General features: G+C 42.8%; 21 protein-coding genes. All 21 read left to right on the forward strand.

Translation table 11 applies throughout. From position 1 onward, the window contains the following. The first annotated feature begins 142 nt into the window (after positions 1 to 142). The 21 genes from CVN76_RS29295 to CVN76_RS29395 all read left to right on the forward strand — a co-directional run bounded on the left by CVN76_RS29295 (position 143) and on the right by CVN76_RS29395 (position 22502). Positions 143 to 928, forward strand: coding sequence for a ribonuclease HII (locus CVN76_RS29295; protein ID WP_100534088.1), 786 nt, complete (start codon positions 143 to 145; stop codon positions 926 to 928). Positions 929 to 941: 13 nt separating this feature from the next. After that, positions 942 to 2864 carry a hypothetical protein gene (locus tag CVN76_RS29300; RefSeq protein ID WP_100534089.1) on the forward strand — a complete coding sequence of 641 codons (1923 nt, stop codon included), beginning with the start codon at positions 942 to 944 and terminating at the stop codon, positions 2862 to 2864. Beyond that, entirely contained in the window at positions 2861 to 3145 is a 285-nt protein-coding gene (locus CVN76_RS29305; RefSeq protein WP_100534090.1) for an EscU/YscU/HrcU family type III secretion system export apparatus switch protein, read from the forward strand. The genes CVN76_RS29300 and CVN76_RS29305 overlap by 4 nt, the downstream gene beginning before the upstream one ends. 497 nt (positions 3146 to 3642) lie before the next feature. Next, complete coding sequence (gene sucC / locus CVN76_RS29310; RefSeq protein ID WP_061144606.1) at positions 3643 to 4803, forward strand: ADP-forming succinate--CoA ligase subunit beta; 1161 nt, start codon at positions 3643 to 3645, stop codon at positions 4801 to 4803. An 18-nt stretch (positions 4804 to 4821) separates the two neighbouring features. Beyond that, a complete protein-coding gene (gene sucD / locus CVN76_RS29315) occupies positions 4822 to 5724 on the forward strand; it encodes a succinate--CoA ligase subunit alpha (protein WP_100534091.1) in 903 nt (300 codons plus the stop codon). 126 nt (positions 5725 to 5850) lie between these two features. After that, positions 5851 to 6732: a DNA-processing protein DprA gene (gene dprA, locus CVN76_RS29320; RefSeq protein WP_442857612.1), complete on the forward strand. Its 882-nt coding sequence runs from the start codon at positions 5851 to 5853 to the stop codon at positions 6730 to 6732. A 252-nt stretch (positions 6733 to 6984) separates the two neighbouring features. Continuing rightward, positions 6985 to 9060 (forward strand): type I DNA topoisomerase, encoded by a 2076-nt coding sequence (gene topA / locus CVN76_RS29325; RefSeq protein ID WP_061144609.1) that lies wholly within the window; start codon positions 6985 to 6987, stop codon positions 9058 to 9060. Between the two features lie 430 nt (positions 9061 to 9490). After that, positions 9491 to 10798: an FADH(2)-oxidizing methylenetetrahydrofolate--tRNA-(uracil(54)-C(5))-methyltransferase TrmFO gene (gene trmFO / locus CVN76_RS29330; RefSeq protein WP_100534092.1), complete on the forward strand. Its 1308-nt coding sequence runs from the start codon at positions 9491 to 9493 to the stop codon at positions 10796 to 10798. Positions 10799 to 10857: 59 nt separating this feature from the next. Continuing rightward, positions 10858 to 11760, forward strand: coding sequence for a tyrosine recombinase XerC (gene xerC, locus CVN76_RS29335; protein ID WP_100534093.1), 903 nt, complete (start codon positions 10858 to 10860; stop codon positions 11758 to 11760). A 20-nt stretch (positions 11761 to 11780) separates the two neighbouring features. After that, positions 11781 to 12308 (forward strand): HslVU peptidase proteolytic subunit, encoded by a 528-nt coding sequence (gene hslV, locus CVN76_RS29340; RefSeq protein ID WP_057913421.1) that lies wholly within the window; start codon positions 11781 to 11783, stop codon positions 12306 to 12308. Between the two features lie 12 nt (positions 12309 to 12320). Further along, on the forward strand, positions 12321 to 13730 hold the full coding sequence (hslU, locus tag CVN76_RS29345) for an HslU--HslV peptidase ATPase subunit (protein WP_061144612.1): 1410 nt from the start codon (positions 12321 to 12323) through the stop codon (positions 13728 to 13730). A gap of 104 nt (positions 13731 to 13834) precedes the next feature. Beyond that, positions 13835 to 14614, forward strand: a complete 780-nt coding sequence (gene codY, locus CVN76_RS29350; protein WP_057913419.1) for a GTP-sensing pleiotropic transcriptional regulator CodY — start codon at positions 13835 to 13837, stop codon at positions 14612 to 14614. An 817-nt stretch (positions 14615 to 15431) separates the two neighbouring features. Continuing rightward, complete coding sequence (gene flgB, locus CVN76_RS29355) at positions 15432 to 15827, forward strand: flagellar basal body rod protein FlgB (protein WP_061144613.1); 396 nt, start codon at positions 15432 to 15434, stop codon at positions 15825 to 15827. Then, positions 15827 to 16285: a flagellar basal body rod protein FlgC gene (flgC, locus tag CVN76_RS29360; RefSeq protein WP_100534094.1), complete on the forward strand. Its 459-nt coding sequence runs from the start codon at positions 15827 to 15829 to the stop codon at positions 16283 to 16285. Before flgB ends, flgC begins: the two co-directional genes overlap by 1 nt. A gap of 23 nt (positions 16286 to 16308) precedes the next feature. Then, the gene (gene fliE, locus CVN76_RS29365) at positions 16309 to 16617 is read left to right on the forward strand and encodes a flagellar hook-basal body complex protein FliE (RefSeq protein ID WP_232732504.1); all 309 of its coding nucleotides are present in this window, start codon (positions 16309 to 16311) and stop codon (positions 16615 to 16617) included. A 95-nt stretch (positions 16618 to 16712) separates the two neighbouring features. Continuing rightward, positions 16713 to 18308, forward strand: a complete 1596-nt coding sequence (gene fliF, locus CVN76_RS29370; RefSeq protein ID WP_100534095.1) for a flagellar basal-body MS-ring/collar protein FliF — start codon at positions 16713 to 16715, stop codon at positions 18306 to 18308. Positions 18309 to 18320: 12 nt separating this feature from the next. After that, the gene (gene fliG / locus CVN76_RS29375) at positions 18321 to 19340 is read left to right on the forward strand and encodes a flagellar motor switch protein FliG (protein WP_061144617.1); all 1020 of its coding nucleotides are present in this window, start codon (positions 18321 to 18323) and stop codon (positions 19338 to 19340) included. Continuing rightward, positions 19333 to 20103, forward strand: a complete 771-nt coding sequence (fliH, locus tag CVN76_RS29380) for a flagellar assembly protein FliH (protein ID WP_157805834.1) — start codon at positions 19333 to 19335, stop codon at positions 20101 to 20103. Before fliG ends, fliH begins: the two co-directional genes overlap by 8 nt. Beyond that, the gene (fliI, locus tag CVN76_RS29385) at positions 20100 to 21425 is read left to right on the forward strand and encodes a flagellar protein export ATPase FliI (RefSeq protein ID WP_100534097.1); all 1326 of its coding nucleotides are present in this window, start codon (positions 20100 to 20102) and stop codon (positions 21423 to 21425) included. The genes fliH and fliI overlap by 4 nt, the downstream gene beginning before the upstream one ends. After that, complete coding sequence (gene fliJ / locus CVN76_RS29390) at positions 21422 to 21868, forward strand: flagellar export protein FliJ (protein ID WP_061144620.1); 447 nt, start codon at positions 21422 to 21424, stop codon at positions 21866 to 21868. Before fliI ends, fliJ begins: the two co-directional genes overlap by 4 nt. A gap of 4 nt (positions 21869 to 21872) precedes the next feature. Beyond that, a complete protein-coding gene (locus CVN76_RS29395; RefSeq protein WP_100534098.1) occupies positions 21873 to 22502 on the forward strand; it encodes a MotE family protein in 630 nt (209 codons plus the stop codon). Positions 22503 to 22516 lie beyond the last annotated feature (14 nt).

Consider the following 22516-nt stretch of genomic DNA (forward strand, 5'->3'; position numbering starts at 1 on the left):
AACAGTAAGCGAAAAATGGGTGATACGGAGCTGGAGTTGGATATCAAGATGTTTTTTGATGTCTCTTTTCCGCTCCGTATTTTTGTTTGGGCTGTAAGCGGGAAGCAAGACGGCCGATAATGAAGATGATGGGTGATGAATGATGAAAACTTCAATGCGTATAAAAGATATATCTGAAAAATTAAAAGCAATCAACGATCCTGAAGATTTATTTTTGCAAGAATGCTTGGATGACGGCAGAAAGGGAGTCGCCGACTTAGTGAGCAAATGGCAAAGGAAGTATGAAAAAGAGCAGCAGGTAAAGAATGCATTCATGGAAATGACGGAGTTTGAAAGGCAACTTCGAGCACAGGGTTTTTCCATTCTCGCTGGCATCGATGAAGTGGGGAGGGGGCCGCTTGCAGGACCGGTTGTGACGAGTGCAGTCATCTTGCCTGAATCTTTCTATTTGCCAGGGCTTAATGATTCCAAAAAGATTCCGGAGTCCAAACGGGAACTGTTTTATGAGATGATTTATAAAGAAGCCCTGTCCATTGGGGTCGGTGTTGTACATAGCGATATAATCGATGAAATCAATATATATCAAGCTACGAAAAAGGCCATGATTGCAGCTGTCAACGACCTGTCAGGCCTCCCGGATCACTTGCTGATCGATGCGATGGAGCTGGATGTCCCGATTCCGCAGCTTTCGCTCATAAAAGGGGATGCAAGAAGCATTAGCATCTCCGCCGCCTCCATTATAGCCAAAGTGACACGTGATCGGATGATGAAGGAGTATGGGGAGAAATATCCGGAATACGGTTTCGAAAAGCACATGGGCTACGGGACAAGCCAGCATTTGGACGCACTGGACAAGCACGGGCTAACCCCATGGCACAGGAGGAGTTTTGCGCCTGTCAAGGAAATTGCTGCACGAATGAATGATTAAGGGAGGATGAGAGATGCAATCCATAACAAGCGGTCAAGCTGCAGCTTCACCAGTTGAAACGCTAGGGGCTGCGAGTCTGAAAAATGGGCAAATCCTTTTCGGGAAGGTGAATAAGGTATTTCCTAACCGGATGGCCGAGGTGCAGATTGGCGATCAAAAGATGATTGCGACGCTCGATATCCCGCTTCGCACAGGGGAGAGATATTGGTTTCAAGTAGAGCAGCCGATTGAAGGGAAGCTTGTATTGAAGGCTCTGGATTTGCCGGATGTGAATTATGCCAATTTAAAGGGAGCGGTTGCACAATTGACCGCTCACTTTGGCATGAATTCCGACCCGGCTGCAGCCAAGCTTGCCGAATATTTCCTGAAAAATCGTCTTCCTATAACCAAGGAAACCTTTCAGTCCGCTTTGCAATGGTTAAAAGCTGCTGATTCACCTGAAGCTGGTCTTCCCATCCTTAAAATGATGTTTATTCAGCAATTTCCCATTGTTAAAGAGGTTTTTGATGCATTATTGGCACAGGCCAAGGGAGGATCCTTCCACAAACAGCTCACTTCCCTCCAGCAGCAGTTACAGGCGGTGGGGGAGAAAACGATAACAACCGTCAAGTTAATGGCCGTATTGGACAGGTTGCAAATTGCAGGAAAGAGCCAAATTCAACAAACCGGTTTGCAGCAACTTGTGACTAGCTGGCTCGATCCCGATTCTACAGCCGAAATGAAATCCGGTGCTTTCTCACTGCTCCAAAAGACAGGATTCATTCCAAAGGGTTTGACGGAAGCTTTCTTTTTGAACGATTTAATGGATGGAGCACGGGCAAGGGCCGGATTTCCTGACAATCCAGCGATCGATAAATTTCACCACGGCTTGCAAATGCTGTCAAGGGCAAAGGATGGGTCATTGGGGGAACTTGAAAAGGTCGAAATTAAATTACAGCGCTTAATGAACGATATTGACCAGGTAGGGGCAAAAATGCCAGCTGAAGTCCAGCAGGTTCAGAAGAAAAATACTTCTTCTGAAAAGATATCTTCGCTTTCTTTTCATATGCTTGTGGATGCTTTTACTGAAGTGGCATCAGGAAGAAAAGCGGTAGGTGCCAATATGGCAGTGGATGACCTCTTGGCTTATTTGAATGGGGATAAGCAGCAGGTAGCTGAAGCGAAGGGCAAGGCAGCCGAGATGATCTTGCAGTCGGATTCACAGCAGCCTGGTGCCCTGTCCTTAAGGAATAATGAGAAATTGGTTCTGGCTGCTGTTATGGAAGCGGAATACCAAGCCGTCGATCTTACAAATGGTGCATCTGTTGCACTTCAGCTCAAAGAATTGACGAAGTTACTCGGCCTTCAGCTGGAGCATGCACTCATTAACCAATCCGCCGCCAATTTGGAGGAAAACCCGCAGGATATAGAGACACTAAAGCCGCTGCTGTTAAAACTGCTGAATGAACAATTGCCAGCAAGTATCAAGGAGTTGGCTGAACAGATCCTGAATCGGATCACGGCGCAGCAGATCCTTTCACAGGAAAATGGGCCATTGCAGAATCTGCTCCTTACACTTCCTCTTAATCTGGGGCATGCCCAAACAGATTTAACATTGCAATGGAGCGGACGGAAAACGAAAGATGGCAATATAGATCCCGATTTCTGTCGGGTCCTGTTTTATTTAGAGCTAGAAGGCATAAAAGAAACGGTCATCGATATGCATGTTCAAAAACGGGTCATCAACGTGACGGTCATCAATGAGCAAGTGGCACACATGGAAGAGGCAGCCAATCGATATGTAAATCTGCTGAGAGGGAATTTGGAGAAGATGGATTACAGATTGTCCGGTGTGTCGTTTGTTAACCCGAAGCAAGAAAGAATCGGCGGCAAAGGGCCGAAGTTCGTTCCTTTTTCAGAAACAGGATCTTATAGTGGAGTGGATATTCGAATATGAAAAATGAAAAACGAAAAGAAGCGATTGCCTTAAAATATGATCAAGAGAAATCGATTGCCCCTGTGATCTTGGCGAAAGGAAAAGGAAAAACGGCGGAAAATATTCTGGAAAAGGCGATGAAGCTGAATATTCCCGTTCAAAGTGATGAGTCGCTTGCAGCGCTTTTAGGTCAATTGGATATAAATCAGACGATTCCTGAAGAATTGTATGCTGCGGTAGCGGAGGTATTTGCCTTCATTTATAAAGCGGACAAGGATATGCAGATGAAGGACAATGGGTGAGCCATTAGACTTTTTAGGTGATTCATGTTGGTTTATGTAGAAATTTAGGGAAATTGCCAAAAGAATTTAATTATACTAAAAACATAATTAATAAGTAGCAAAAAGGAAAATCCAGAATTTTTCCTTTTTGCTTTTTTATTAGGGTAATGCTGGAAAAGACTGTTTTTTTAGAAAAAACTATAATTTATAAAAATAACTTACTAGATTTAAATCATGGAAAAGGCTTTCATAATAAGCTCTATTATTAAATCCATTCTATAAATTACCTTTTCTGGAATAGGTTTAGGAAAGCCGGTTAAATAAAATTTAATAGAGGGAAAGCGAGAGGAAGATTAAATTATTACCTTTTTATTCCTTTTTATATTAGTATATTATTATAATGATTTTTAAAAAAAACGAAAGAAAATTATGCACGAAGCAGAATTTTGTTGTACTATGTAAGAGAAAACACGCATTAAATCTCAAAGTTGTTTTTTAGTAGATAAGGAGGATGGGAAATGAATATCCATGAGTATCAGGGGAAAGAGATTTTGCGACAATACGGGGTATCCGTTCCGAATGGCCGGGTTGCCTTTACTGTTGATGAAGCAGTGGAAGCAGCGAAGGAGTTAGGTACGGAAGTTGTTGTCGTCAAAGCTCAAATTCATGCGGGCGGCCGCGGAAAAGCCGGTGGAGTTAAGGTAGCGAAAAACCTTGACGAAGCGCGTACATATGCACAAGAGATTCTTGGTAAAACGCTGGTGACCCATCAAACTGGTCCTGCAGGCAAGGAAGTTAAGCGTTTACTTATTGAAGAAGGCTGCGACATCTCGAAAGAATATTACATCGGTCTGGTTTTGGACCGTGCTACCAATAGTGTCGTTTTGATGGCTTCTGAAGAAGGCGGAACGGAAATTGAAGAAGTGGCTGAAAAGACACCGGAGAAAATTTTCAAAGAAGTGATCGATCCGGTTGTCGGCCTGACGGGCTTCCAGGCGCGCAGGATCGCTTTCAATATCAATATCCCTGCCAAACTTATAAACAAAGCTTCCAAGCTTATGGTGAACTTATATACAGCTTTCGTTGACAAAGATTGTTCAATTGCTGAAATCAATCCGTTAGTCGTTACGGGTGATGGAAATGTCATGGCACTTGATGCTAAATTGAACTTCGATGATAATGCGATTTACCGCCATAAGGACATTGCGGAATTCCGTGATTTGGATGAAGAGGATGCGAAAGAGATCGAAGCATCAAAACATGGCCTTAGTTACATATCGCTTGACGGTAATATTGGATGCATGGTTAATGGTGCTGGGCTTGCTATGGCAACGATGGACATCATTAAGCATTATATGGGAGATCCGGCTAACTTCCTTGATGTTGGCGGCGGCGCCACAGAGGAAAAAGTAAAAGAGGCTTTCAAAATCATCCTGTCCGATCAAAATGTTAAGGGCATTTTCGTTAACATCTTCGGCGGAATCATGAAATGTGACATCATTGCGGCAGGCGTCGTAGCTGCTGCTAAAGAGCTTGGCCTGGACGTACCTTTGGTTGTTCGTCTTGAAGGAACGAATGTGGATCTTGGCAAACAGATCTTAAAAGAGTCAGGTTTGAATATAACGGCTGCTGAATCAATGGCAGATGGAGCACAAAAAATAGTATCACTTGTAGGATAATAGGCAGGGGGGAACATAATGAGCGTTTTTATTAATAAAGATACGAAAGTGATCGTTCAGGGAATCACTGGTTCAACAGCGTTATTTCACACTAAACAAATGTTGGAATATGGCACGAAGATCGTTGGCGGAGTCACTCCGGGTAAAGGTGGAACGGAAGCGGAAGGGGTACCTGTATTCAATACAGTTTCCGAAGCTGTCACTGAAACCGGAGCGAATGCATCGGTAATCTACGTTCCTGCTCCATTTGCGGCAGATGCAATTTTGGAAGCAGTTGACGCAGAGCTTGATCTTGTCATTTGCATTACGGAACATATTCCCGTTCTGGATATGGTCAAGGTGAAGCGTTATATGGAAGGCAAAAAGACCCGTTTGATCGGGCCGAACTGCCCGGGTGTCATCACCCCTGAAGAATGCAAAATCGGTATCATGCCAGGCTACATCCATAAAAAAGGCCATGTAGGCGTAGTTTCCCGTTCCGGAACTTTGACGTATGAAGCCGTTCATCAATTATCTCAAGAAGGCGTCGGGCAATCGACAGCTGTCGGAATCGGTGGAGATCCCGTTAACGGAACGGACTTCATTGATGTGCTGAAAGCATTCAACGAGGACCCGGAAACCCATGCAGTGATCATGATCGGAGAGATCGGAGGCACGGCAGAGGAAGAAGCAGCTCTCTGGGTGAAAGAAAATATGACAAAGCCTGTTGTTGGTTTCATTGGCGGCCGTACGGCTCCTGCCGGTAAACGTATGGGACACGCAGGTGCAATCATTTCTGGAGGAAAAGGCACTGCTGACGAGAAAATCCGCGTTATGAACGAATGTGGAATTAAAGTTGCCGAGACTCCATCCGTGATGGGCGAAACATTGATTTCCGTCCTGAAAGAAAAAGGCATATACGAACCTTGTAAAACACATTGATCCATGCTGGCCGACCTGTTTTTTGGGTCGGCCTTTATTTCCCTCTCATTTTTCCGGGAATTCACATTCAATCCGGCTTCCGCCACGATCAACCTCTTTAAAAATAAATGACTAGGGGTGCTTCCGTTGAATCGAATAGAAAAGTTAATCCACCTCCATCATTGCCGCGGTGCAGGATGGAAAACGATCCGAACAATCATGTCCAATGATCCATCCCTTTCTTCCCTCTTTACTACCAAACGCAATGAATGGGTAAAATTGCTCCCTATCCCTTCCAATAAACTTAACCTCTTTCTCAAAGATTTACATTCTCTCAATACCATTGAAAAGCTCAGGAGATATGAAGATAGCCAAATTCATTGGGTAACGATCCTTGATGAAGATTATCCTTTTTTATTGAAGCAAATATTCGATCCCCCTTGGGTTCTTTATTATAAAGGCGATAAGAAGCTCTTAAGCAGGAGTAATACGCTAGGTGTTGTTGGGACGCGTAAGCCGACCTCGTACGGACTGGAGGCCTTAAAAACGATTTTATTACCGCTCGTTAAGAAAAAATACGTCATCATCAGTGGTGTTGCGGCGGGAATCGATTCAAGGGCGCATGAAATCACGTTAGATGCTGGCGGGGATACAATTGGAATCTTGGGAGGAGGGCTTATGCAAATATACCCAAAGTCCAACATTCCCCTTGCAGAGCGAATCATGGATAAAGGGGTGCTCATTTCCGAGACTCCACCGGAAATGAGAGCGGAACCATGGATGTTCCCGCTAAGGAACCGTATCATCAGCGGATTATCACAAGGAGTGTTCGTTGTGGAGGCAAAAGAAAAAAGCGGTTCCCTAATAACGGCACAAACGGCTTTGGAGCAGGGGCGTGAGGTGTTTGCACTTCCAGGAAATGTAACGAGTCCAGAATCAATCGGGACCAATCAATTGATTTCCGATGGAGCCAAACTTGTTTTGAATTCCAAGCAGATCGAGGAAGAGTTTTTTCGCAATATAATATAGAAGATAGACGGAAAATCAGCCAGGGAATTAGTAAAAAAAGGCGATTTTTAGCCGAATGGGTTGAAATATTAGACAAAAGGGTTGAAAATATTGTAAAACTGTTATAAGTTTTGCAAATGGAATGCTATCGCTAAAATGGTTAGGAATATGTAAGTCAACATGCTTTGAAAAGTAATGGGGTGTTGACAAATGATTTTTGTATGATTAATAATAGTGAAGATTTATATTACCTCTTTGAGGAGGATTTATTGGATGTCAGAATACTTAGTGATTGTGGAATCGCCTGCGAAGGCGAAAACGATAGAACGCTACTTGGGAAAAAAATATAAAGTAAAGGCTTCCATGGGGCATGTGCGTGATTTGCCTAAAAGTCAAATGGGTGTCGATGTTGAACATGAATATGAACCTAAATATATAACGATCCGTGGCAAAGGCCCGGTTTTAAAAGAATTGAAAACCGCTGCAAAAAAAGCGAAAAAAATATATCTCGCAGCTGACCCCGACAGAGAAGGTGAAGCCATTGCCTGGCATTTGGCTCACAGTCTAGATGTGGACATCAACTCCGACTGCCGCGTGGTTTTCAATGAAATCACGAAAGAAGCGATCAAAGAATCATTTAAATCGCCGAGGCCGATCAACATGAAATTGGTTGATGCACAACAGGCAAGAAGGATCTTGGATCGCTTGGTCGGCTACAATATTAGCCCGCTGTTATGGAAAAAAGTAAAAAAAGGCCTAAGTGCTGGACGGGTCCAATCGGTCGCTGTAAGGATGATCATCGACCGGGAGAAAGAAATCAAAGATTTCAACCCGGAAGAGTATTGGACAATCAAGGCGGATTTCGTGAAAGGAAAAGAACAGTTTGAAGGTTCCTTTTTCAGTATCGGCGGAGAGCGTAAAGAATTAAACAACGAAGAGGACGTCAAAAAAGTACTCGCTTCTTTAAAAGGCAGTGAATTCACTATCGGGGCCGTGGCTAAAAAGGAAAGAAAACGTAATCCGGCAGCACCTTTTACGACGTCTTCCCTGCAACAAGAGGCGGCACGTAAATTGAATTTCCGTGCAAAGAAAACGATGATGCTTGCCCAGCAGCTTTACGAAGGAATCGAGCTTGGAAAGGAAGGGACAGTCGGATTAATCACTTATATGAGAACGGACTCGACCCGGATTTCCGATATCGCTAAACAGGAAGCACATACCTTCATCCAAAATAGTTATGGGAAGGATTATGTACAGGTTGAACAGCGCAAAGAGAAAAAGCAGACCAATGCACAGGACGCGCATGAAGCAGTTCGGCCAACCAGCACATTACGTGAACCTAATATCGTCAAGGAGTATTTATCCAGAGATCAATTTCGTCTATATAAATTGATCTGGGAACGGTTCGTTTCGAGCCAAATGTCATCGGCGGTCATGGACACAATGAGCATTGACCTTCATAATGGCGATGTAATCTTCAGGGCCAATGGATCCAAAATCAAGTTTCCTGGTTTCATGAAGGTATATGTGGAAGGTTCCGATGACTCTGTGGAAGAAAAGGAAAATTCCCTTCCGGATGTAAAGAAAGGCGATCAACTCTTTTCGAAAGATGTAGAGCCGAAACAGCATTTCACACAGCCGCCGCCCCGCTATACGGAAGCGAGGCTTGTCAAAACCTTAGAAGAACTTGGTATAGGCCGACCTTCTACATATGCACCTACCTTGGATACGATTCAAAAACGGGGCTATGTTACCTTGGACAATAAACGATTCATCCCGACAGAGCTTGGTGAGATTGTCCTTGAATTGATACGTGAATTCTTCCCTGATATTCTTGATGCCGAGTTCACGGCCAAGATGGAGCAGGAATTCGATAGCGTCGAAGAAGGCAGCATCGAATGGATTAAGGTCATCGATGAATTTTATAAAGAGTTTGCGGTTCATTTGGCTAAAGCCGAAGTCGAAATGGAGAAAATCGAGATCAAAGATGAGCCCGCTGGAGAAGATTGTACGGAATGCGGCCATGAAATGGTCTTTAAAATGGGGCGCTACGGGAAGTTCATGGCATGCAGTAATTTCCCGGATTGCCGTAACACCAAACCAATCGTGAAAGAGATTGGTGTGAAATGCCCGAAATGTAAAGAAGGGAACATCATTGAAAGGAAGAGTAAAAAACGCCGCATATTTTACGGTTGTGATACTTACCCTGGATGCGACTTCATTTCTTGGGATAAGCCCCTTCCTCGTAGTTGTCCGAAATGTGAGGGCACACTTGTTGAGAAAAAGCTCAAAAAAGGTGTGCAGGTCCAGTGTATGGACTGTGATTTCAAAGAAACGCCCCAAGCGTAGAGGTAAATGGGATGGAATGGCCTTTTGTGCCTGCATCCGGAAGAAAACGCAATATAGACCGACTCGGCATTCGCCGAGTTTCTTTATGTTCCTGGAAGTATGGTATCATGGTAACGAGCACAATTACTTCCCAAGAAGAAAATGGATGGAACATGAAACTTTTTTATTTGGGTGATGTGATGTAAAATTCAGTGGACAAGTGTATTCCTTTAAAGATATAATTCCTCTTTGCGCCAAATTATCCACTTAGGAAAAAAGGTTGGCAAGAGGAATGCCGTATCCAAGGCATATGCTTTATAATTATCGTTAGCAGGAGTAGGTATTTCTTAGTATAAATACATAGATATCGTTAAAAATGAAACGCTTATGAATGCAATTTTAATGATAAATGATCCTGTCTTATCATATCTATACATGGAGGTTCAAAAAAATGAAAGAAACAAAAGTAAGTGTTATCGGTGCGGGGCTTGCTGGAAGTGAAGCGGCTTGGCAGTTAGCTAAAAGAGGAATTAAAGTGGATCTATACGAAATGCGTCCGGTAAAACAAACGCCAGCCCATCATACCGATAAATTCGCTGAACTTGTTTGTTCCAACTCACTTCGGGCAAATACGCTAACAAATGCAGTCGGAGTATTAAAAGAAGAAATGCGCATGCTTGATTCGGTCATCATGTCCGCAGCAGATGCCTGTGCTGTACCTGCAGGCGGCGCACTGGCAGTCGATCGTCATGAATTTGCCGGACTTGTAACGGAAAGGGTGAAGAATCATCCCAATGTAACGGTCATTAATGAAGAGGTAACAGAGATCCCCGATGGGCCCACCATCATTGCAACAGGTCCGCTTACAAGTCAGTCCCTATCCGACAGCTTAAAGCAAATCATGGACGAAGAATACTTATACTTCTATGATGCAGCCGCTCCTATTCTTGAAAAGGACAGCATCGACATGGATAAGGTATATCTAAAATCCCGTTATGATAAAGGCGAAGCTGCTTACTTGAACTGTCCGATGACAGAGGAGGAATTTGATCGCTTTTATGAAGCGTTGATTTCTGCTGAAACGGTTCCGCTAAAAGAATTTGAAAAAGAAATCTTTTTTGAGGGATGTATGCCGATTGAAGTGATGGCATCGCGCGGGAAGAAAACCATGTTATTCGGTCCATTAAAGCCAGTTGGCTTGGAAGATCCCAAAACAGGAAAACGTCCTTTCGCTGTCGTCCAATTGCGTCAAGACGATGCAGCAGGCACACTATATAATATTGTTGGTTTTCAGACACATTTAAAATGGGGCCCGCAAAAAGAAGTGTTAAGGCTCATCCCTGGATTGGAAAATGCGGAAATTGTACGTTATGGAGTTATGCACCGCAATACGTTCATAAATTCTCCTAACGTCCTGAAACCTACGTACCAATTCAAAAATAGGGATGATTTGTTCTTTGCCGGTCAGATGACTGGTGTCGAAGGGTATGTTGAATCCGCAGCATCAGGACTGGTAGCAGGTATAAATGCAGCAAGAATCGTCCAAGGCCAGGACCCTGCCGTTTTCCCTGCCGAGACGACAATGGGGAGCATGGCAAGGTACATAACATCCACAAACGGAAAAAGCTTCCAGCCGATGAACGCGAACTTTGGACTGCTTCCGGACCTTGAAGTGAGGATCAAATCGAAAAAAGAACGGAACGAAACGCATGCTAAGCGCGCTTTGGACACAATTCAGAACTTTGTGAAAAATTTGTAAAATATTTGCCTGCCGTTTTAAAGTATGATACTATTTATTAGCCTTTGCGAGGTGTTTCCATGATGAATCAAAAAAAGGCATTATCATCCTTCATCGAATATTTACAAATTGAAAAAAACAGTTCACATTACACCATTGAAAATTACAAACGTGATATTCTCGAATTTTTCCTGTTCCTTGATGAACAGGGAATGACGGATATCACCTCTGTTGAATATTTTGATGTCCGGTTGTTTTTAACGAGTTTATATGAGAAAAACCTTTCTAAGCGCACAGTAGCAAGGAAAACTTCTTGCCTGCGGAGCTTTTATAAATTCTTATTACGTGAAGGCGATGTGAAGGATAATCCTTTTTCCCTTGTTTCTTTGCCTAAAAAGGATCAAAAACTGCCAAGATTTCTTTATGAGAAGGAAATGGAACAGTTGTTTTCTTCTTTAAATAAAGATTCACCGATAGGAAAAAGGAACAATGCTTTACTGGAATTACTGTATGCCACTGGCATTCGCGTAAGTGAATGTTGTGAGATTAAGCTGCACGATATCGATCTGTCCCTTGGTACAGTACTGGTGCATGGGAAGGGGAAAAAAGATCGCTACGTTCCGGTTGGTAAATATGCTCAAGAAGCGATAGAGTTATACATACGTACAGCCAGGATGGAATTGACTTCGTCTGACGCCAAGGCGCATGTTTATTTATTCGTTAATTTTCGTGGAGACCCTCTGACACCTAGGGGAGTTCGCTATATATTAAATGAATTGATTAAAAAGTCAGCCGCGGAGGGAAGTCTTCATCCCCATATGCTAAGGCATTCATTTGCAACCCATCTATTGAATAATGGGGCGGATATTCGTACCGTTCAGGAATTGCTTGGTCATTCCAAAATTTCATCAACGCAAGTGTATACGCATGTTACAAAAGACCAATTAAAAAAAGTCTATAATGCAACACATCCACGGGCTTAAATGTTGAAAGGGGACACTTTATGACAACGATATTTGCAGTGCATCATAAAGGTGAATGCGCCATGTCCGGTGATGGGCAGGTTACGTTAGGAAATTCAGTAGTGATGAAGCATACAGCAAGAAAAGTCAGGAAAATCTTCAATGGTAATGTCCTTGCAGGTTTCGCAGGCTCTGTTGCAGATGCATTCACCTTATTTGAGATGTTCGAAGCAAAGCTTGAAGAGTATAATGGCAACCTCCAGCGTGCTGCCGTCGAAATGGCAAAACAATGGAGAAGTGACAATGTATTGAGAAAGCTCGAAGCCATGCTTGTCGTCATGGATAAGGACCATTTGCTCCTCGTTTCCGGTACCGGGGAAGTCATAGAACCTGATGACGGGATTCTCGCCATCGGATCAGGGGGCAACTATGCACTTGCTGCCGGCAGGGCATTGATGCGATTCTCCAGTGAGCATTTATCTGCAAAGGAAATTGCCCAATCATCTTTACAAATTGCAGCGGAAATTTGTGTATTTACGAATACGAACATAATCGTGGAAGAGTTGTAAGGAGGAGCGCAAATGTCAAATAAAGCTAATTTAACACCGAGGCAAATCGTCGAAAAACTGGATCAGTATATCGTGGGGCAGCGTGATGCAAAACGGGCAGTGGCAGTGGCTCTTCGCAATCGCTACCGACGTTCCCTTCTCTCGGATCAACTTCGTGATGAAGTCGTTCCGAAAAACATATTAATGATTGGACCGACAGGAGTCGGGAAAACAGAAATAGCTCGGAGAATGGCTAAATTGGTAGGTGCTCCTTTTGTAAAAGTTGAAGCAACGAAATTTACGGAAGTCGGATATGTCGGACGGGATGTAGAATCCATGGTCCGAGATTTGGTGGAGACTTCCGTCCGCCTCGTGAAGGAAGAAAAGATGGCCAGCGTAAAAGAACGTGCCGAAGAAAATGCCAACCGCCGTTTAATTGAGCTATTGGTGCCATCTGCGAAAAAACAGAGTAATTTCAAAAACCCCCTTGAAGTCTTTTTTGGCGGCAATAGCAATCAAGATGAACAGGACCCGGAAGAAAATTCCGAAGATTTAAGTTTGCAGGAAAAAAGAAAAATCGTCGCTGCAAAGCTTGCTAATGGTGAGCTCGAAAGTGAAATGATCACGGTTGAAGTGGAAGAGCAGGCTGCTTCAATGTTTGATATGCTCCAAGGTTCGGGAATGGAACAAATGGGGATGAATATGCAAGACGCTTTAGGCAGCTTGATGCCGAAAAAAAGCAAAAAGCGCAAATTGAAAGTAAGTGAGGCAAGAATCGTTTTAACAAATGAAGAAGCGGGCAAATTGATTGATATGGATGATGTCACCTCTGAAGCCGTTTACGGTGCTGAGCAAAACGGGATCATCTTTATCGATGAAATCGACAAAATCGCCAGCAAGCAGTCTGGAAGCTCTTCAGCCGATGTCTCCAGGGAAGGTGTTCAAAGGGATATATTACCTATAGTAGAAGGCTCGACGGTCGTGACGAAGTATGGTTCCGTAAAGACGGATCATGTCCTGTTCATTGCGGCAGGCGCCTTCCATATTGCGAAGCCATCCGATCTTATCCCGGAACTGCAGGGGAGATTTCCAATCCGGGTGGAATTGAACAAACTGACCGTTGATGACTTTGTGCGGATTCTCCATGAACCTGATAATGCATTGTTAAAACAATATGTTGCTTTGTTGGAAACTGAAGGTATAGAAATTGAATTTTCTGACGATGCTGTTCGTAAGATAGCTGAAGTGGCCTTCGAAGTAAATCAAAATACAGATAATATTGGTGCAAGACGGCTTCATACCATTTTGGAACGGTTGCTTGAAGACCTGTCGTTTGAAGCTCCCGAGATCACAATGGAGAAGATTACGATTACACCACAATATGTCGAAGGGAAGCTGGGTTCTATCGCACGGAATAAAGATTTAAGTCAGTTTATCCTTTAAGAACGAAACAATGGCAAACATTTGCCGATGTAATGAACATACAATTACGGAAATACAACTTCATAGTTATGTGAACCATGGTATTTTTAGGAGGAACAAATCAAATGAATTTATTAGCAAAAACAAGAAAAATCAATGCAATGCTCCAAAAGGCAGCCGGTAAAGCCGTTAACTTTAAAGAAATGGCAGAAAGCTTGAGTGAAGTTATTGAAGCAAATGTATTCGTCGTCAGCCGCCGCGGGAAATTATTGGGAATAGCTGTAAGTCAGCAAATCGAAAATGAGCGCATGTACAAGATGTTGGAAGATAAACAATTCCCTGAAGTGTACACAAACAATTTGTTCAATATTCCTGAAACATCTTCGAATCTTGATATTGAGAGCGAATATACTGCGTTTCCAGTGGAAAACAAAGAGCTTTTCAAAACGGGCTTAACAACAATCGTACCAATCATGGGTGGAGGAGAGCGTTTAGGAACTTTGGTTCTTGCCCGTTTACAAGAAAAATTCCACGATGACGATTTAATTTTAGCCGAGTATGGTGCGACTGTAGTCGGTATGGAAATTCTTCGTGAGAAATCAGAAGAGATTGAAGAGGAAGCTCGCAGTAAGGCTGTCGTTCAAATGGCGATTTCCTCGTTATCTTATAGTGAATTGGAAGCTATCGAGCACATTTTCGAAGAGCTAAAAGGAAATGAAGGTCTGCTCGTAGCATCTAAAATTGCAGATCGCGTAGGTATCACCCGTTCAGTAATCGTTAACGCACTAAGGAAATTGGAAAGTGCAGGAGTCATTGAATCACGTTCCCTTGGAATGAAAGGAACTTATATCAAAGTATTGAACGATAAATTCCTGCTAGAATTAGAAAAACTTAAAAATAATTAATTACCAAAAAGGCAATCCTTGCAAAAAGGCTGCTTCAAAATGTAGACGAACTCGATGAAGACCGGGTTCGCCTGCATTTTTTTTTGATTTGATTTGGCTCTCGCAACAAATTCGCTTGGATTTTACATGTTGCGAGTATACCATTTGACTACAGTTATAAAAAAAGAGGTATTTCGGATTACCGAACCTTGAGGATAATGTGAAAATAGGGGTGTTTTCCCAATCGGACAGTTAAATTTCTCTTGAAAAGGGTAATTATATTATTATAACTACTCAACTAACGGACAGTCGATACTTTTGATTGAAGAGTTGGTTTTTTGAACTTCCCTTCAAAGCAGATTCGGTTTTCAGCCGTTTGCCGAATTTGTCGAATGGATGGACGATGTTTAACTCTCTCTTTTTTTTAAAAAACTGAATAGATGGATAACTTGTATTTTTTGATGAATTCCTTGCTGGTAAAAGGGTTAGGTGTGAGAAATGGAAAAAATTACTTTGAATTTATTTAAAAATTAGTTCTAAAGTATCAGGTATATGGATACGTTTTTCGATATGATAAATAAGCTAATAGAAGTAAAATTTGGTTAAAATGTAGAATACCATAACAAAATGTAATAAACCGTAATATTATACCTTGAATAATCCTATGAAAATCGTCAAATTTGAGCATTTTGTGACATTTTTCGACTATAATAGGACTAAAGTCTGCGTATAGTTTATAGACATAGTTATTTTGTTTCTTTAAAATTAAACCATGAACGCAATGGATTAATTTAATGAAAAAGTAATTATTTGTTATAAATAGAAAGAGGTGAATGGTATGGAACTATTTTCAAATACTTTTCGATCACTTGAAAATGCTCTTGATTATTCTAATACAAAACAAAAAGTCATTTCACAGAACATAGCGAATTCGGATACGCCTAACTATAAAGCTAAAGAGGTCGATAAAACACAATCTTTTAAAGCGGAGCTCGAATCTTCACTAGAATCATATCGAACAGATGTCAGGCATCTTGCCTTCACCCCTGAAGACAGTCAGGGATCAACAATCGTGACAAAGAAAAATGTCCAATACAACAATAATGGCAATAGCGTGGACGTAGATAAGGAAATGACGGATCTTGCGGCCAATCAAATTTATTACAATGCCGTATCCGATAGGCTATCAGGTAAGTTCAAATCATTGGAGAATGTAATTAAGGGAGGTAAGTGATGGGGATTTTCCAAAGTATAAATATGACCGGCTCCAGCCTGACCAGTCAGCGGTTAAGGATGGATGTAATCTCTGCAAATATGGCTAATGCCGAAACCACCAGAGGCGAATATGATGCGGAAACGAAATCATGGAAGCCATACACAAGAAAAGCGGTCGTGCTGCAAAGCAAGGAAGAGGGTTTTTCCAGTTTCCTAAACGCCGCATCCCAAAAAACGAGCGGGGTTGGAAATGGTGTCAAGGTGACGGAAATCGTAAAAGATCAAACACCCTATAAACTGGATTATAATCCCGATCATCCAGATGCCAATGAAGATGGATACGTTGAAATGCCAAATGTCGATCCACTAAGGGAAATGGTGGATTTAATGAGTGTCACGCGCTCATACGAGGCAAATGTGACCGTGTTGAATGCCTCAAAGGGAATGATGATGAAGGCGTTGGAAATAGGCAAATAAAAAAATGAATGGAGAGTGTTGATGTGGAGGGGATTTCGCTATCGCCTGTCAGCAATGCCGGGAATGTACTGAAAAAAGAACAAAGCAAGATTAATACACCATACGAAGCACAGCAAAATTTTGCGTCCGTCTTAAAAGAATCAATGAATAAAGTTAATGAAACACAGGTGGCATCAGATGACCTGACGACTAAACTGGTGAATGGAGAAGATGTTGAGCTTCATTCGGTGATGATAGCTTCACAAAAAGCCAGCATTACGATGCAGGCTACATTAGAGGTTCGGAATAAGGTGGTTGAAGCCTACCAGGAAATGATGAGAATGAGTATCTAGCATTCATTTTTTAAAACCTCATTTATATAGAGAAAAAATGACCAGGGGGATATGCATCCCCCATCATAAATTCATAGACTGACCGGGGGATTTAAATGAATGATGCACTAATGAATATAAAAAATAAAATAACTGCCTACTGGACGAGCCGGAGTAAAAAGCAAAAAATGATGATGATTGGTTCCGCCGCTTTATTGATCATCATCATTTCGGCCGTTTCGATCCTGACCACGCGCACGACGCTGGTGCCCTTATATTCCAATCTAACTCCTTCGGAAACGGGGAGCATCAAAGAGAACTTAGACAGTCAAGGAATCAAAAATGAAATTACGGAAAATGGTACGACGATAAAAGTTCCTGAAGAAAGCGTGGATACGCTTAAAGTGGAATTGGCAGCTGAAGGAATTCCTGATTCGGGCAATATCGACTATTCATTTTTTAGTCAAAGTGCTGGAATCGGGATGACCGAAAATGAATTCAATGTCATTAAATTGGACTCGATGCAAACGGAGCTTGCCAGTTTAATTAAGAAAATAGATGGTGTACAGGATGCAAGCGTGATGATCACGCTTCCTGATAAAGGTGTATTTGTAAGTGATGCAGCGGGAGAAGCTTCGGCATCCATAGTGCTGAATACGAAGGCGGGATATAAATTTGAAGAAAGCCAAATCAATTCGCTTTATCATCTTGTTTCGAAAAGCGTCCCGAACCTCCCTACCGATAATATCGTCATCATGAACCAAGACTTTGAGTATTATGACCTGAAAAATGAAAATTCTTCTTTCGCGTCGGCATTTGCTTCTCAAAACGAGATAAAAAAAGAAATAGAACGTGATATTCAAAGGCAAGTGCAAAATATGCTCGGAACGATAATGGGCCGGGATAAAGTGGTCGTTTCCGTCACGACGGACATCGATTTCACACAAGAAAACCTGGAAGAGAATTTAGTGGAACCGGTCGACAAAGAAAATATGGCCGGAATCGAGATTTCCGCACAAAGGATCAATGAGTCGTATAGCGGGGATGAAGCGGCTGCCGGGGGCGTTCCGCAAAGTGAGGACTCCTCAGATTCATTGGGATCTTACTCATCAGGAGATAACGGATCCGGTGATTATGAAAAAGTGGATGAAAAGATAAATAGTGAAGTGAACCGGATCAAGAAGGAAATAGTTGGTAGTCCTTATAAAGTGAAGGACTTGGGCATACAGGTCATGGTCGAGCCGCCGAAGGCAAACGACCCCAATTCTTTATCTCAACAGAGTGTGGATGATATCACCCAGATTCTCGGTACGATAATCCGCACGACAATCGAGAAAAAGGCTGAAGGGGAAGAGCTGACGGACGAAGAGCTGACGAATAAAATAGCGATTTCTGTTCAACCGTTCAACGGGAAAATGAAACTGCCGAAAGAGGAAGCAAATTCTTCGTTGCCAATGTGGGCTTACATAGTCGGAGGAGTGCTGATACTTGTCATTATCATTCTCTTAATCTTATTCTTCCGTTCCCGCAGGCAATCCGAAATGGAAGAGGAATATGTGGTGGAAGAGGAAGAGGTCGTATTCGATGTACCGGATTTGAACAAGGAAAAAGAAACGGAAGCATCTTTAAAGAGAAAACAACTGGAGAAACTTGCAAAAGAAAAACCAGATGAATTCGCAAAATTATTAAGAAGCTGGATAGCGGAAGATTAGGAGGCTGGGCAAGTGACAGACAGAAAGAAAAAGGCCGGATTGACTGGTAAGCAGAAAGCCGCCATCCTCCTTATTTCATTAGGCCCGGATGTTTCTGCATCCGTATATAAGCATCTTTCCGAAGAGGAAATTGAGAGGTTGACCCTTGAAATCTCGGGAGTGAGAAAAGTGGAATCGCATGATAAAGAGGAGATTCTTGAGGAATTCCACAACATTGCTTTGGCCCAGGATTATATTTCCCAAGGCGGGATAGGGTATGCAAAGCAAGTGCTTGAAAAGGCGTTGGGATCCGATCAGGCAGCGGCCATCATTAACCGGTTGACATCTTCTTTACAGGTACGGCCGTTCGACTTTGCAAGAAAGGCAGATCCAGGCCAAATATTGAACTTCATCCAGAATGAACATCCGCAGACCATTGCATTGATCCTGTCGTACCTTGACCCGGCACAAGCTGGACAAATATTGTCTGAGCTCCCGCAAGAGGTACAGGCCGATATTGCGAGAAGGATAGCTTTAATGGATAGCACCTCTCCGGAAATCATCAATGAAGTGGAGCAAATACTCGAAAGGAAGCTGTCTGCGACCGTGACTCAAGATTATACGCAGACCGGTGGAGTAGAGGCGGTTGTCGATGTATTGAATGGTGTGGATCGCTCAACGGAACGAACGATCTTGGATGCCCTCGAAATTCAGGATCCGGAGCTTGCAGAAGAAATCAAGAAACGGATGTTTGTTTTCGAAGATATCGTGACCCTTGATGGCAGAGCGATTCAGCGTGTGGTCAGAGAATCCGAAAACGAGGACCTTAAACTTTCCCTTAAAGTGGCAAGTGATGAAGTAAAGGAAATCGTTTTCCGAAATATGTCAAAACGGATGGTCGAAACGTTCCAGGAAGAAATGGAGTATATGGGACCTGTGCGTTTGCGTGATGTTGAAGAAGCCCAATCAAGAATCGTTGCGGTCATCCGCCGTTTGGAAGAAACTGGAGAAATTGTGATTGCCCGCGGCGGAGGGGATGATATCATTGTCTAGGATCATAAAATCCCGGCAGGCACAACAAGAGGACAGTAGAAAGGTCACGATAAAGGTGCGTCCTTTCGACTTTTTTCAAGCGGGCAATGAGGATGAGGGGCAAGGTCTTCACCATACTCAATCTTTTGATTTCCTGAATCATGCCAAACAGGAAGCTGAATTGTTATTACTGGAGGCTCAGCAACAAGCGCAAGCGATTGCTGCCGGTATTCAGAAGGAACGTGAGAATTGGGAAAACGAAGAAAAGCTGATGTATATTGAACAAGCCCAAAAAGAAGGCTATCAGCAAGGTGTCGAAGATGGCATCCAAAAGGGCTATAACGAAATCGCAGGTGAAGTCGCCTATGCGAAAGACGTGGTGGAATCTTCAAAAAAAGATTATCGCCAGCATATCGAATCCTCGGAAACCGTAATTTTGGACCTTGCCATGAAGGTGGCGGCGAAAATTATCGGAAACGAGATTGAAAAAGATGATGCGTCCTTTCTATCGATCGTCAAGAACGCGGTCAAAGAGGTGCGGGATTACCGGGAAGTGCAATTGCACATCCATCCTGTTCACTATCAATCGATTCTTTCCCACAAGGAAGAATTGATCGCGATCTTTCCGAGGGATACGGAGCTGTATATCTTTCCCGATGATGAGCTGGAAGAAAGCAGCTGTATTATCGAATCCGAAAAGGGAAGGATCGATGCAAGCGTCGATAGTCAGCTGGAGGTAATCAAAACGAAACTAACTGAATTGCTGGAAGGGGAGCAAAAATGAAAGCTTTGGATCTATTGCCCTTGGTCGAAGAAGTCGATCCATACAAACATTATGGACGGGTCAAACGGGTCGTCGGGTTAATGATAGAATCTCAAGGCCCTGAAAGCTCTGTAGGTGATGTTTGCTATATCTATACGGGCATGCAAAAAAAGAAAAATCGAATATTGGCGGAAGTCGTCGGGTTTCGTGATGAGATGGTCATCTTAATGCCATTTACGGCAGTTAGTGATATAGCCCCGGGGTGCATGGTTGAAGGGAGCGGGCGGAGCCTGGAGATAAAGGTTGGCAGCAGCTTGATTGGCAAAGTGGTAGATCCATTGGGGCAGCCAATTGATGATTCCCTGCTCCCGAAAGGCCTCGCTACCGTTCCGGTTGATCAAGATCCGCCCAATCCGATGAAACGGCCCCCCATTCATGAGCAGATAGATGTAGGTGTAAGGGTGATTGATAGTTTATTGACCGTCGGAAAAGGTCAGCGAGTGGGCATCTTCGCAGGTAGCGGTGTCGGGAAGAGTACACTGCTTGGCATGGTGGCAAGGAATACGACCGCTGATATAAACGTAATCGGCCTTGTGGGTGAACGTGGCCGTGAAGTTCGTGAATTCATCGAAAAGGATCTCGGTCCAGAAGGATTGGCGCGATCGATCGTTGTTGTTGCGACTTCCGATCAGCCGGCGTTGATGAGGATAAAAGGAGCATTGACGGCAACGGCAATAGCCGAATATTTCCGTGATAAAGGATTGAACGTAATGCTGATGATGGACTCGGTCACAAGGGTTGCAATGGCCCAGAGGGAAATTGGGCTTGCCATTGGCGAACCACCAACGACCAAGGGGTATACTCCATCCGTTTTCGCCATTTTGCCTAGGCTTTTGGAAAGGACTGGGACAAATCAGTTAGGAACGATTACAGCTTTTTATACGGTTCTAGTCGATGGTGATGACATGAATGAGCCGATTGCCGATGCAGTGAGGGGGATCTTGGATGGTCACTTCATACTTGACCGAGATTTAGCCAATAAAGGACAATTTCCCGCGATCAACATCTTAAAGAGCATCAGTCGGGTCATGAATAACATTGCTCAAGATAGGCATAAGGAATCCGCAGAAAAACTGCGGGCAAACTTATCAACTTATATGGAGTCGGAAGATTTGATCAATATAGGTGCTTATAAAAGAGGATCATCAAAACAAATTGATGACTCGATTACGCGCTATCCGGAAATCATCTCTTTCTTAAAGCAGGGGACTCATGAAAAGGCGGCCAAGGATGATAGCATCAATGCCCTGGTCGGATTGATGGAGAAAGGTGATCAGTCATGATTTATCAATATAAATTCGAGAAGATCCTGACCATTAAGGAAAAGGAAAAAAACGATGCATTGGCTAAATATAATGCTGCTGTAAAACGATTTGAAGAAGTGGCAGAAAAATTATATCGTCTCTTGAAGAAAAAAGAAGAGTTGCTTGACTTTCAGCAGGAAAAGCTGCGAAATGGTTTATCGATCCAGGAGATTCGTCATCATCAGTTATTCATGGATAATCTGGAGATACTGGTGAGCCATTGCCAACAGGAAGTCATTGAATCGCGTTACAAGATGAATTTTCAACGGGATGCTCTTATGGAAAGAAATATTGAAGTGAAAAAGTACGAAAAAATGAAAGAAAATGATTTTCTTAAATTCCTCGATGTCATAAAGGAAGCTGAGAATAAACAAATGGATGAAATATCAATCCGCCAATTCTTAAGCAAAGGCGTTAGGTGATAGAATGCGTAAAAAAATCGAATCTAATGGAATGGAAGAATTGGAAGAAAGCAAGATAAGTAAGTTTCAATGGTTTCTTGTCATTTTCATACCTTTAATCTTTGCTGTAACTGTAGCATTAGTCGTTTTAACGGTTGCAGGAGTCAATGTGGCGGATAAGGCCAAGGAAATGTCCGCAAAAATTCCCTTCATTGAATCGGGAAAAAAGGATGAGGAAAAAGGAAATGCAGACCGGGATGATGAGAAAGTTTCAATCAAACTTGAAAAATTGGAAACGGAAATTGAAAACAAGCAAAAAGAGATAGACAAGCTTGAAGGCATCATCGATACACGTGACAAGACCATTGAAAAGGCTGAAGCAGAAAAGCAGCAGCTTCAATTGGAAATGAATCAACTCAAGGTTAGTCAGAGTGGCAATGCCAAGGCTTTCAAAGATATCATCCGCACCTATGAAACGATGGCTCCTAAGAAGTCTGCACCAATCATTACTGAAATGAATGATCAAGACGCATTGAAAATTCTCTCAAGCATGAAGGCGGCCACATTAGCCAAGGTATTGGAGAACATGTCAACTGCAGATGCCGCAAGGTTAACGAAGAGGCTTGCGGAACAAAGCACGCAAGAGGAAAGTTGAGGGAGGTTAGGATA

This window comes from Bacillus sp. mrc49, assembly GCF_002803435.1.